The 12,019-nt window shown below is 69.6% G+C and carries 10 protein-coding genes; 1 reads left to right on the top strand and 9 read right to left on the bottom strand.

Going from position 1 to position 12,019, the window contains the following annotated elements:
- Nucleotides 1-8 precede the first annotated feature (8 nt).
- The 5 genes from ACFV9J_RS23080 to ACFV9J_RS23100 all read right to left on the bottom strand — a co-directional run bounded on the left by ACFV9J_RS23080 (nt 9) and on the right by ACFV9J_RS23100 (nt 3,880).
- Nucleotides 9-371, bottom strand: a complete 363-nt coding sequence (locus tag ACFV9J_RS23080; protein ID WP_385356756.1) for a TadE/TadG family type IV pilus assembly protein — start codon at nt 369-371, stop codon at nt 9-11.
- A 1-nt stretch (nt 372) separates the two neighbouring features.
- On the bottom strand, nt 373-780 hold the full coding sequence (locus tag ACFV9J_RS23085; RefSeq protein ID WP_385356758.1) for a TadE/TadG family type IV pilus assembly protein: 408 nt from the start codon (nt 778-780) through the stop codon (nt 373-375).
- Entirely contained in the window at nt 777-2,087 is a 1,311-nt protein-coding gene (locus ACFV9J_RS23090) for a CpaE family protein (RefSeq protein ID WP_385356760.1), read from the bottom strand. Before ACFV9J_RS23090 ends, ACFV9J_RS23085 begins: the two co-directional genes overlap by 4 nt.
- A gap of 7 nt (nt 2,088-2,094) precedes the next feature.
- On the bottom strand, nt 2,095-2,802 hold the full coding sequence (gene cpaB, locus ACFV9J_RS23095; RefSeq protein WP_385356762.1) for a Flp pilus assembly protein CpaB: 708 nt from the start codon (nt 2,800-2,802) through the stop codon (nt 2,095-2,097).
- A gap of 100 nt (nt 2,803-2,902) precedes the next feature.
- Nucleotides 2,903-3,880, bottom strand: a complete 978-nt coding sequence (locus ACFV9J_RS23100) for a hypothetical protein (RefSeq protein WP_385356764.1) — start codon at nt 3,878-3,880, stop codon at nt 2,903-2,905.
- 318 nt (nt 3,881-4,198) lie between these two features.
- Here ACFV9J_RS23100 and ACFV9J_RS23105 point away from each other — a divergent pair, with 318 nt between their 5' ends.
- Complete coding sequence (locus ACFV9J_RS23105; RefSeq protein WP_385356766.1) at nt 4,199-5,911, top strand: chitinase; 1,713 nt, start codon at nt 4,199-4,201, stop codon at nt 5,909-5,911.
- An 84-nt stretch (nt 5,912-5,995) separates the two neighbouring features.
- On the opposite strand, the gene ACFV9J_RS23110 is transcribed toward ACFV9J_RS23105, so the two are convergent.
- The 4 genes from ACFV9J_RS23110 to ACFV9J_RS23125 all read right to left on the bottom strand — a co-directional run bounded on the left by ACFV9J_RS23110 (nt 5,996) and on the right by ACFV9J_RS23125 (nt 11,916).
- The gene (locus tag ACFV9J_RS23110) at nt 5,996-6,550 is read right to left on the bottom strand and encodes a hypothetical protein (RefSeq protein WP_385356767.1); all 555 of its coding nucleotides are present in this window, start codon (nt 6,548-6,550) and stop codon (nt 5,996-5,998) included.
- A gap of 12 nt (nt 6,551-6,562) precedes the next feature.
- Entirely contained in the window at nt 6,563-10,987 is a 4,425-nt protein-coding gene (locus ACFV9J_RS23115) for an RHS repeat-associated core domain-containing protein (protein WP_385356768.1), read from the bottom strand.
- Between the two features lie 7 nt (nt 10,988-10,994).
- Entirely contained in the window at nt 10,995-11,306 is a 312-nt protein-coding gene (locus ACFV9J_RS23120; RefSeq protein WP_385356769.1) for a hypothetical protein, read from the bottom strand.
- Nucleotides 11,307-11,427: 121 nt separating this feature from the next.
- Nucleotides 11,428-11,916 carry an ATP-binding protein gene (locus ACFV9J_RS23125; RefSeq protein WP_385356770.1) on the bottom strand — a complete coding sequence of 163 codons (489 nt, stop codon included), beginning with the start codon at nt 11,914-11,916 and terminating at the stop codon, nt 11,428-11,430.
- Between the last annotated feature and the right edge of the window lie 103 nt (nt 11,917-12,019).

The following is a 12,019-nucleotide window of genomic DNA, read 5'->3' on the forward strand; positions in this document are numbered from 1 at the left end:
CTCCTCGGTCAGTGGTCCAGCGGCATGGTGGCGGTCTTGCGGGCCGGATCGAAGTCCCATCCGGGCACGATCGACGGGATCTCGACGGTGGCGGTGACCGTCACCTCGTCCCCGCCCCGCGACTCCGGGCAGTCGGTGCCGTCCGCCAGCCAGCTGCTGACGGCCGCCGCGCACGCCGCCTGCGCGCTCTCCTGGAGCGAGGCGCTGCGCGCCCCCGCGCGGGCCGCGGTGCCGGCCTGCTGGGCGGTGTACGCGATCAGGCCGAGCTGTACGACGGCCATGCCGACGACGACCAGGATCGGGAGGAAGCCGAGGTACTCGATGGCCACCTGGCCCCGGTCCCTCGCCCGTCGCCCTCGGGAGTACGGCATCTCAGTCGTCCTCCTCTTCCACGGCCCCCGCGTGTCCGTGCACGGTGAAGGGGACGCTGAGGGTGCCCGGGAAGAGGAGGGGGACCTCGATGCGCACGTCGGCGGTGACGTAACCGCCCGCGGTGCCGCAGTCCACACTGGCACCTCCCTCCCAGGAGCCCGGCAGCTTGTCCAGGCCCGCCTCCTGGCAGGCCCCCTGCCGCGCCCCGCGCTCGGCCGCCGTCGCCGCCCGTACCGCCTCGTCCGCAGCATTCCCCGCGAGCGTGTACGTGTATCCCACGAGCACGAGCTGCCACAGCACCACCAGCGTCGCGATGATCACCGGCGTCATGCCGAGGAACTCGATGGTGACCTGACCGCCGTCCCGGGCGCGGTCCCGGGCGCGGCCCCACCCGCGTAACCGGCTCACCCGGCACCGTCCTTCCGGCGCCGGAAGCCGGACGCGCCCCGGTCACCCCGGTCGCCCCGGTCCCCCCGGTCCCCGCGCTCGCTCCGGTCGCCCCGCTCCCCGCGGAAGCGGCCGTGCCCCTTCCGGCCCCCGTCGGACACGCCGGCCAGGCCCAGCTCGCCCGCGAGGGCCCACAGGGCCTGTTTCACGGTGCTTTTGCCGTCCAGTTCGTGGACCCGGCCCGCGTCCACGGCGCCCTGCAGCTCCTTGAAGTTGGCGGGGACCGTGGTGGCGGCGATCGCCGTGCCGGTGATCTTCTGGATCAGCGGGGGCTGGATCTCCGTACCCCGGGTGTGCCGGTTGACGACCACGGTGGTCTCCGCCGCCTTGCGGATCTGCAGCCGTTCCCACATCCGCACCGCCCGCTTGGCGCCCCGTACGGCGACCACGTCCGGGGTGGTGACCAGCAGGGCCGTGTCGGCGCTCTCCACGGCGGCGGCGCCTGCCCCGCCGAGCTGGGCGCCGCAGTCGACGACGACGACCTCGTACCGGGAGCGCAGGGCGCCCACGATCTGGCGGGCGGCGCGGTCGGTGACCTCCTCGCCGCGTTCGCCCTCGCCGGGGGCGAGCAGCAGGGCCAGGCCGCTGTCGTGGCGGAAGACGGCGTCGGCCAGCACGCGCGGGGAGAGGTCGGTGATGGCGGCCAGGTCGGCCACGGAGCGGCGGAACTGGACGTCCAGGTAGGAGGCGACGTCGCCGGTCTGGAGGTCCATGTCGAGCAGGGCCGTGGACCGGCCGGAGGCCTGGGCGGCCAGGGCGAGTTGGACGGCGGTCAGGGTGGCGCCCACGCCGCCCTTGGCGCCGCTGACGGTGACGACGGTGCCGCCGGTTCCGGTGAACACGTCGACGGCGCCGCCGAGGTGCCGGCGTACGCCCGCCGACCACTGGGCCACCGCCTGGACGCGGCTGGCGAGTTCCTCGTAGCCGAGCGGGAGGGCGACCAGGCCGCGGGCGCCGTGGTCCATGGCGGCCTGGAAGAGGCCGGGGCCGGGGTCGGAGGTGACGAGGATGACGCCGACGGCCGGGAAGCGGAGGGCGACCTCGCGGATCAGCTCAAGGGCCGGGACCGGTCCGATGCGCTCGTGGACGACGACGACCTCGGGCAGTTCGTCGACCGACTCGGCGGCGAGGCGGGCGAGGGTGTCGACGAGCTGCGTGGAGTCGGTGACCGGGGCGACCGGTTCGGCGTCCGGCAGTTGGCTGAGCAGGGTCGTGAGGGACCGTACGGCGTCCGGGTCGCCGACTGCCGGGAGGATCCTCGTGGCCATACGGCTCTCACTTGTCCTTCGCGAGTTCGTACGTACGGTCCTTGTCGGGGACCGTGGTGTCGCCGCCGGGGGCCACCAGCGCGAGCCGGACGCGCCGGGCGAACGACTCGGCGTAGGTGATGCGCTGCGCGTCGATGGTGGACAGGGCGAAGGTGATGGGGACGGCGTCGGTGGGTTCGCGGTCGCGACTGTCCTCGTCGGGCTCCAGCGCGGTGATTTCGCCGACGTCGATGACCTTGGCGCCGGTCACGATGATCTTCGACTGGTCGGGGTCGCCCTCGCGCGCGCCCTCGAAGGTGGCGTACACGTTGACGGTGGAACCCGGGGTGATCTTCCCGGCGACGCCGGTCGCCGCGTCGATCATGATGGCGACCTCCTGCTGCCCGGGCCGCAGGGCGGGCGTGTCGACGATCATGTCGGTCTGGAGCAGCGAGCCCGCCTTCAGCGTGGTCACGGCTATCTTTCCGCGGACCCGGGACAGGTCGGTGACGGCGTTCTCGGACAGCCAGCGCTCGGGCATCTCGACCTTCTCGAACTGCGTCGCGCCGAGCTCCGTGTAGGGCTCGATGTCGGACTTCACCCGGTACGCGGTCACCTCGGGGCCGACCTTGGACTTCACGTCGTTGATGACGGACAGCACGCCGGCGAAGGCGCCCAGGGCGCAGAGGACCGACAGGATCAGCAGGATGATGCCGCGGCGCTGACGGGAGTTCATGGGCCGTGCAACCTCATTGGGGGGTCGGACGTCCGGGCGGACGGACGGGCGCGGACGGGGATGCGGACGGAGATGCGGACGAGGACGGGGCGCTACGGATCTACCCAGTCAGGGCTCGTCTCTCACGACGGCGGCCGAGGGCGGGATCGCGGCGGTGGCCGAGCGCGCGGTCCAGGCCGCCGCCCCTCCCGTTCCCGCCCCTCCCGTTCCCGCCCCTCCCGTTCCCGCCGCTGTCGTCGTAGTCCGGTGGTGTCGCGGAGCAGAACACGCAGCGGTCGCCGATGACGTCGATGCCGCACCAGTGGCAGGTGCTCCGCCGTACGGACGTGACGAGTTGGTAGAGGACCGAGAGGTCGGGGAGGTACGCGCAGAACTCGGTCAGCCGGCCCGTCCCCCACCAGGTGGCGGACTCGGCGGGCAGGGCCGTCTCGCGCAGCCCCTGGACGTGCCAGGAGGGGGCGAGCGAGCCGGTGACCCAGTCGGTCGGGTGCTGTCCCTTGGCGACCAGCAGCCAGGTGCCGAACTCGGGCCCGGCGAGGGCGGCTTCGGGGCCGATCCTCACCAGTTGCGGCACGGGGTGGGCGACGACGCCGAACTGACTGCCGGGCACCCAGGACCTGGCGTGCGCCTTCAGGCCCACGGGGACGTGGTCGAGCCGGGCGACGGAGCCGAGCAGGGCACCGGCGTGGATGTAGTGGGTGAGCAGCCGGCCGGCCGAGGCGAGGACGCCCGGGCTGAGGTCGCAGGAGGCCAGCTGGCGCAACTGGCGGGCCAGCACCGCGATGCCGAGCGGCGGCAGCGGCGGCCGGAACAGGGCGATGCGGTCGGTCTCCAGGAGGGCGCGGACGGTGTGCAGGCGGCGTTCCACGCTCGCGGGGACGGCCTGGGAGCACACGACGATCACGTGCCCGCACTGGTCGACCAGCGTCTGCAACTCGGCCAGGACCTGCTCCAGGGGGCGCCGGTCGACGTCCTGGAGCACGGCCGCGGGCAGGGTGCGTTCGTCCTGCGGCGGCAGTGCCAGGTCGGCACTGGTCACGGCAATGGCAGTTGGCACGCGCGGCTCCCCGTCTCCCATGCCCGTCGGCCCGCCGGTGTTACTCCGGCACACCCGGATGACTTCACTGCGTGACTACCTGAGCACTGTATCCACGCGTCTGTGACCGGAGAACAGCGTTTCTCCAGCCTGTGGAACAACTTGTGTTGCACAAGACGCGCCAAATCAGGGCAGGTTGAGCATTTTCGATGGCGAGCCACCGCTTTCCGGACGGCAGGGACCCGGCCGCCAACTTGGTCCGCACCTACCCCTTGACACCTTCAATTGGTCTGGACCACCTTGTACGTCAACGGTGGCCACCGTCCCCCATTCCGCCCCACCCCACCCCCGGAGGCAGCAGTGGACCCCGTACGCAGACGCGGCCGCGGAAGACGTCTCGGCTCCTTGACGGGCGCCGTCACCGCCGCCCTGGCACTCGCGTTCACGGCCGTCGGCCCGGCCTCGGCCGCCGACGTCAACAACGCCAAGAACGCCGGTTTCGAGTCGGGTCTGAGCAACTGGACCTGCTCGGCGAACAGCGGCACCACGGTCGCCTCCCCGGCGCACGCGGGCTCCGCCGCGCTGAAGGCCACCCCGGCGGGGCAGGACAACGCCCGCTGCTCGCAGAGCGTCGCGGTGAAGCCCAACTCGACGTACACGCTGAGCGCCTGGGTGCAGGGCGGGTACTCCTACCTGGGCGTGACGGGCACGGGCACGACGGACGTGTCGACCTGGACCCCGGACTCGACGGCGTGGAAGCAGCTGAAGACCACCTTCAGCACCGGCTCCTCGACGACCTCCGTGTCCGTGTACACGCACGGCTGGTACGGGCAGGCGGCGTACTACGTCGACGACCTGTCCGTCTTCGGCCCCGACGGCGGTGGCGGCGACGGCGACCCCGACCCCACGGTCCCGACCGCTCCGGCCGGTCTGAGCGTCTCCGGCACGACGCCGAACTCCGCCTCCCTCACCTGGAACACGGTGTCCGGCGCCACCGGCTACAACATCTACCGCGACGGCACGAAGGTGACCGCGGTGACCGGCACGTCAGCCACGGTGACCGGCCTGGCGGCCTCGACGTCGTACTCCTTCCAGGTCACGGCGACGAACGCGGCCGGTGAGTCGGTGAAGTCGGCGGCGGTCACGGCCCGCACGACGGCCCCGGACGACGGCGGCAACCAGGGCGACCTGCCCAAGCACGCGGTGACCGGCTACTGGCAGAACTTCAACAACGGGGCGACGGTCCAGAAGATCTCCGACGTGCCGGCCGCGTACGACATCATCGCGGTGGCCTTCGCCGACGCGACCACGACGCCGGGCGCCGTGACCTTCAACCTCGACTCGGCCGGGCTCGGCGGCTACACGGTCGACCAGTTCAAGGCGGACGTACGGGCCAAGCAGGCCGCGGGCAAGAAGGTCATCATCTCGGTGGGCGGCGAGAAGGGCACCGTCTCGGTGAACAGCTCCGCCTCCGCGACGAACTTCGCGAACTCCGTGTACTCGGTGATGCAGGAGTACGGCTTCGACGGCGTCGACATCGACCTGGAGAACGGTCTCAACCCGACCTACATGACCCAGGCCCTGCGCGCCCTGGCGGCGAAGGCGGGCCCGGACATGATCCTCACGATGGCCCCGCAGACGATCGACATGCAGTCGACGCAGGGCGGCTACTTCCAGACCGCGCTGAACGTGAAGGACATCCTCACGGTCGTCAACATGCAGTACTACAACAGCGGCACGATGCTGGGCTGCGACGGCAAGGTGTACGCCCAGGGCACCGTCGACTTCCTCACCGCCCTGGCCTGCATCCAGTTGGAGGGCGGCCTCGCCCCGTCCCAGGTGGGCCTCGGCCTGCCGGCCTCCACCCGCGCGGCGGGCGGCGGCTACGTCTCCCCGTCGGTGGTCAACGCCGCCCTGGACTGCCTCACCAAGGCGACCAACTGCGGCTCCTTCAAGCCCTCCAAGACGTACCCTGACCTGCGGGGCGCGATGACCTGGTCCACCAACTGGGACGCGACGGCGGGCAACGGCTGGTCGAACGCGGTGGGTGCGCACGTGCACGCTCTGCCGTAACTCCGGCCGCCTCCACCCATCCGGCTGACCCTGCCGACCCGGCCCCTGCCCGCCCACGCGCGGGCGGGGGCCTGTCGCTGCGCTTCAGGACCGCGCTGCGGCAAACCAGGCTTCGGATCTTTCCAAAGTCGGTCCGTGAACCTCCACGGCACCGGAGACGTACGCGAGCCACCGGAGTTCGTCGCAGGCGAAGAAGGACTCGCCCCACGTGTCCACCCACACACGCGCTTCACGTTCGCCCGACTGTGTCAGGTCCCACCAGGCCCAGCCACGAAACTCGGATTCCGGATCGAACTGATACAGCCACTCCTGAAGGTCCCAGGCCCCTCGTCCGACCGCAGTGGAGTAGCGTTCAGCGCCTTGCGCGGCGAAATCCGGGGCCGGTTCGGCGCTATCCCGGGCGACGGCTGTGAACCAACCGGGGATCGCGTCGACCGGAAGATCCTCGCCTTCGAATGGTTGCGAGACGGCCAGTCGAAGTGCGGGATCGAGCACGGACAGCACCCTGTCGCGGAATTCCGGAACCGGGCAACTGGTCCGTACGTCGAAGGCACAGAAAACGGGCGGCGCCTCCCGCACCGCGGGCCTCTGCGACAGCCGGAGCCGCTCCTGCTCGATGTCCTCGATCTCGTGCAGCATGCGAGACGTTTCCTAACCTTCCTGAACAACCCTACCCGGATACTTTGCCACTTCTTCCCTGAACTCATTGAGCATCCCGCTGGGAATGCCGTACAAGTCGTCCCCCATGGTGGGATCCGAGATCTCCGGACAAATCCGCTTCATCTGCTTCCATTCAGCCTTGCTGAATCCAAGACCAGGCTCCTCCTGGGGCACAGCGGTGCGTCTGATCTTTTCGCGGAACTCGGCCGATATCTGGAACTCGACGATCTGACCACCTTCCCCACGGAATCGAACAGTATGCCCGATGTCGCCGCTCAGATTGACGTAGAGCGCGCCCTTGCCGGTGATGGTGACCTTGCCGTCCTCACCGACATGTATCCGTTTGCTCAGTGGATGGTCGGTCTGCTTGCGGAACCCGGGGACCGCGTCGTCGCACCGCGGGGCCAGACCGAGCGGGTCGGCCCACGAGTGCGGATTGTGAACGTAAGTGGACGGGTTGGGATCCGGTGCCAGGCCGAGCGGGTCCGGAGTGAGGTAGCGCCCGGTTTCCGGGTCGTACATCCGGTGGTAGTTGTGGTGGAGCCCCGTCTCCGGATCGAAGTACTGGCCCGGAAACCTGAGCGGCGTGTATGCCGTGCTGTCGGCGGCCCAGGCCGTTTTGCCCCACACCGTGGCGCGTGTGCGCCAGGAAACGGCCCCTGAGTCGTCCAGTAGCTCGGTCGGCGTACCGACAAGGTCCGTGACCATGGCGAAGAAGCGGGAGTCGATCTCTTCCTGGGAGACCGCGTCGGCACCGAGTCGCTCGCTCTGGGCGATGGGGTGCAGTCCCTGGTGATCCCATGTGACGGTGACCGGTCGGGGCAGCAGCGTCGTCACAGTGGTCTCTTCACAGAGGACGGCTCCGTCCCAGGTGAACTCCGTCCGCTCGACGACACCGACTCCGTCGGTGTCCAGCCGCAGTTTGGCCACACGGCGCCCCAGCGCGTCGTAGTGATAGCGCCACTTGGTGCCGTCCGGTGTGGTCACCGAGACCAAACGGTCCTCGGTGTCCCACTCGTAGCGCCAGGTGTCCGGTTTGCGGGACAGCCGGACCTTCTGTCGTAGCGTGATGCGGCCGGCACTGTCGTGCTCGTATCGGATGTTCCCGGCACGGGTGATCCGTGTGCCGGCGTAACTGCGGGATCCGGTGGCCTCGTGACCGGCGTGCACGGCAGGCCACGAGGCATCGGTCTGGTTGCCGGCCTCGTCGTACGCATAACGCTCGGACCAGTCCTCGGCTCGTACGCCCGTGACGCGGCCGACCACGTCGAGGGCGAAGTCCTTGACACCGGTCAGCCGATCGTCGACGCGGGTCAGACAACCGTCCGCCCGGTAGGTGTACCCCCTGCTCTGAACGGTTTCGCCCGTCGCGTCCAGCACGGACTGACTCGTGCGGCGCCCCAACGCGTCGAAGGAGTGGGACACTGCGGAGCCGCCGATGAGACGGCTCAGCTCACGGCCCGCCGCATCGTAGGCGAACCGGATCGTGTGCCCGTCGCCGGTGATCAGTTCGGTACGTCGCCCCGCCGGGTCGTAGCTCCACTTGCTGACGGCTCCCGTGGGAGTGACACGCTTCGTGCGGCGCCCCAACACATCGTATTCATATCCAGTGGTTCGGCCGTCGGCCGTTTCGGACAGCAGGTTCCCCGCGGGGTCGTAGGTGAAGGCCATGGCGGAGTCCGCCGTCACCGCGGTGGCGACACGTCCTGTCCGCGTATAGGTGTAGTCGGTGCTCCGGTCGAGGGCTGCTTTCCGAGTGACAAGGCCGCTGCTGTCGCGTTCGAATCGAGTCGTCTGCCCCAGCGCGTTGGTAGTGGCGGCGACCCGGCCGGCGCTGTCGTGCGCATACGAGACGACACGACCGTCGAAGTCGGATTCGCTCGCGAGTCGACCGGCCGCGTCGTGGACGTAATTCCAGCATTGTCCCTGCGGGTTGGTGACCTCTATGAGGCGCAGCTCGGTGTCGTAGTCGAAGACGTGACGTGCGCCGTCCGGCCCCGTGCGGACGGTCATCAGATCGAACTGTCCGTACTCGAACCGGGTGAGCGCTCCAGTGGCGCTCCGGTGGCTCTTGCAGTTGCCCTCGGCGTCATACTCCCAGCGTTCGTCGGATCCGTCGGCCAGCACACGTCGACTGAGGTTGCCCTCTGAAGTCCATTCCTGACGAGTCACGTTGCCGAGGGGGTCGGTGAATGCACTCAGACGACCGAAGATGTCCCGGGTGTAGTGGCTGCTTCCACCGAGAGGATCGACAATCTCGACGGGCAGTCCGGCGTCGTTGCACCGAACATGGGTGCGGTGTCCAAGGGCATCGGTGACGGACGTCAGGTGGCCCGCGGAGTTGTAGCTGAAGCGGGTGGTGGCTCCCAGCGGGTCTGTCACAGAGACGCGGTCACCACGTTCGTTGTACGCCTGATGCCAGGCGACGCCGTCAGGACCCGTGACAACCGTGGGCAGGCCATGGGCGTCGTACTCGGAGTACAGCTCCGCCCCGTCGGGGCGTATCACACGCGTGACGTTGCCTCGCTCGTCGTACACATACCGTCTCTCGGCTCCCAGGGGATCCGTGACGGCGGTGAGTTGCAGGTCCTCGTCCCACTCCTGAGTCGTGACGTTGCCCAGGGGGTCGGTCTCGCGGAGCAGGCGCAGCGCCTCGCTGTGCTCGTAGATCCGCATGTGACCGAGGGAATCGGTCACTCGGGTGGTGCGTGTGCGGTCGTCGTAGGCGAGGGCCGAAGCGAGGAAGTCTCCGGTGCCGCCGGTTGCCGCCACGCGCCCCCGTTCGTCGTACGTGTACCGGTACGAGGTGGCGTTGCGATCGGTCCAGGAGGTGACACGGCCTTCGGAGTCGTAGGTGTAGCGCATCGCCGAACCTGAGGAGTTGATCTCCTCGGTCAAGCGGCCCGTTTCGTCGTAGCCGAAGGTGACGAGAGTGACGCCCGGGCCGTCCGGGATCTCGGGATCGAGGAGGCGCAGGCCGGTGATACGCGAGTAGGCCGGGTGGTGGTCCAGGGCTATGCGGTAGCCGCCCGAGTGGACCAGCGCAGCGGGGCGGTCGGCTTCCTCGTAGACAACCGTGATGCGGTTGCCGCTGCGATCCGTCACGTGCTGCACGGGAAGGTCGACTGCTTCGTCCCCGGCGACGGCGATCGGTCCGTTGAAGACGTACGCGAAGCCGGTTTCGGGGTCCGTGATGCGTACGGCGCCGTCCGTCTCGTCGTCCCACGACAGGGACAGCCGGGAGCCTGGGGTTACGGGGCTCACCGCTTCACCCGTCTCCGGGTCGGGGAGCGGGAAGCAGAGGCGGGCACCGTCAGGGGCCGCATAGACGAAGCCTTCGTCGTCGGCCTGTACACGCTGGTCCAAGGTAGAAGCCCATGACGGCCCGAACCAGCCGCCCCAGCGGTACGAGGAGAGATGCGTCCGCAGCAGGATCAGGGGCAGCACTCCCGGCAGCGACACGTCGGTGCGGGTCAGCACCATCTCGCCCGTAGCGACGTCGATGGGGTCGCGTACGAACTTCTTGATCTCGTTGCGGATCGAGGCGGGCAGCTTGTTGAAACCTGGATTGAGTCTCAGCCGCTCGAACGTCGCGCAGTTCAGCTTCAGGCCCTTGCTGAGCTTGGCCAGGTCGGCGGGCTTGAGGGCCTTCAGGCCCTTGCCGAGGGCCTTGCCCAGGGCGCCGAAGCCGACGCCCAGCAGGGCGCCCTCGGTGAGGAGGCCGGCGAGTTTCTGCGGGTCCTTGAAGGCTTCCGGGTCGCGCAGGAGCGTGTCGAAGGCGGAGAACTTCATGCCCTCCTTCGCCATCTTCCCGGCCGCCGCGACCCCGCGGATCTCCTTCAGCGTCTTCAGTGCCCGCTCGACCGCCCGGATGACCTCCATCACCCCGCGGATCGCGGACGCCAGGACGGTGCCCTCCTGCTCGATCCGGGCGACCAGCGCGACCACCTTCGCGGCCCGCGAGCCGGCCATCAGCGTCGACACGACCGCCGACGTGCCGCCGGTCAGCACGGACAGGGCGAGCCCCGCCAGTTCCAGTTCGGCGATCTCCGCCAGGATGACGCCGATCTCCGAGAGCAGTTCGTGCGCCTTGTCCGCGAAGTCGTCCAGCGCCTTCGCGCCCTCGCGGAGGGAGTCGGCCATCTCCGTGGCCTGCTTGCGAGCCGACTTGGCCCGCTTGTGGAGGGCCTTGGCCGCCTTGCCCTCCCACTCCACGTCCGCCAGCGACTTGCGCGCCGCCTCGGCCGCGTCGTCCAGGCCCTTGGCCAGCGCACGCCACCTCTTGGCGAGTTCCCGGATGCCGTCCGGGTCCACCGCCGGGTCGGTGATGCCCAGGAACTCCAAGCCGTCGGCGACCGTGTCGCCGAACATGTGGTTGAACTTGTTGACGTAGTGCAGCGGGTTGAGGTCGACCACGCCCCGCTCAGCCCTTCTTCGCCCGCGCCGCAGCCGTCAGCAGCACCTCGAGCAGGTCGAAGGCGTCACAGACGTCACCCATGAACTTCGCCTCCGTCTCCCACTCCTCGTCCAGCTGCTTCGTCAGCTTCACGAGCGTGGTCATGCCCTCCTCGATGTCGCCCTTCGCGCCGAGGAGCGACCCCAGGGCGCCGAGGGCGGACAGATCCTGCGATGCGGACTCGAACTCCTGCAACGGCTTCGCCGTGTGGTGTCCCACCGCCCGCAGCCCCGACGCCGCCTTGTGCAGCGACGCCGCCTCTTTCGCCAGGTCCGCCATGCCGGCCCTCCCCCGTGATTCACCCTGTGCGCCTGCCAACGCGACGACGGTAGTGAGAGCGGTTCTACGGGAGGTATGGGCGGAGCCAAGGGACGGCAAAGTCCGACTGTGACCTACGTCCTCAAGGCGCCCCGTACGCCGCCGCGCTCGCCCTCGGCAGGGTCGCCCACATGCGGGTGCCGCCACCCGGTTCCCTCGCCTCGCCGAAGCCCCATGTGCCGTCGCAGGCGCGGCAGACGCAGGCCAGGACGCGGAGGGCCGCGCGGCGTCGGGTGTCGCAGGCGGTGGCCAGGTGCGGGCTGGTGTGGCGGGGATGGCTGTCGTAGGCGATCAGGCGGAGGGTGCGGAAGCGGTAGCGGAGGGTCAGGTAGTAGTTCTGGGATTCGGTGAACTGGCAGGCCACCGCTGCCAGTTCGCCGACCGCCTGCAGCGCCGGGTCCAGCATGTCCGTCAGGCCGTGGGCGCGCAGGACCTCCCGGGTCGTCGCCCGCGCGAGCGCTGCGCTGGCCAGTGCGGCGGGGAGCGTGAGGCTGTAGGCCAGGGTTTCGGGGATGGGGGGCGTCGGGTCCGCCGGGTAGGTGGGGGCGGCGGGGCAACGGGTTGTGGGCATGGCGACTCCTTCGTCGGGCGGGTGGGCGGTCGGTGGCTCCGTCGCGCGGGCAGGCTTGCGCGATGCACTGCCGAACGCCGTGTGTAGCGTTTCCCTCACCGAA

This window comes from Streptomyces sp. NPDC059906 (genome assembly GCF_042730645.1).
Classification (GTDB): Bacteria; Actinomycetota; Actinomycetes; order Streptomycetales; family Streptomycetaceae; genus Streptomyces; species Streptomyces rubrogriseus.

Bases quoted from the DNA above. Each gene is read 5' to 3' on its own strand.
- ACFV9J_RS23080 (WP_385356756.1), bottom strand. From the start codon at position 371: ATGCCGTACTCCCGAGGGCGACGGGCGAGGGACCGGGGCCAGGTGGCC.
- ACFV9J_RS23090 (WP_385356760.1), bottom strand. From the start codon at position 2,087: ATGGCCACGAGGATCCTCCCGGCAGTCGGCGACCCGGACGCCGTACGG.
- cpaB (WP_385356762.1), bottom strand. From the start codon at position 2,802: ATGAACTCCCGTCAGCGCCGCGGCATCATCCTGCTGATCCTGTCGGTC.
- ACFV9J_RS23100 (WP_385356764.1), bottom strand. From the start codon at position 3,880: ATGGGAGACGGGGAGCCGCGCGTGCCAACTGCCATTGCCGTGACCAGT.
- ACFV9J_RS23110 (WP_385356767.1), bottom strand. From the start codon at position 6,550: ATGCTGCACGAGATCGAGGACATCGAGCAGGAGCGGCTCCGGCTGTCG.
- ACFV9J_RS23120 (WP_385356769.1), bottom strand. From the start codon at position 11,306: ATGGCGGACCTGGCGAAAGAGGCGGCGTCGCTGCACAAGGCGGCGTCG.
- ACFV9J_RS23125 (WP_385356770.1), bottom strand. From the start codon at position 11,916: ATGCCCACAACCCGTTGCCCCGCCGCCCCCACCTACCCGGCGGACCCG.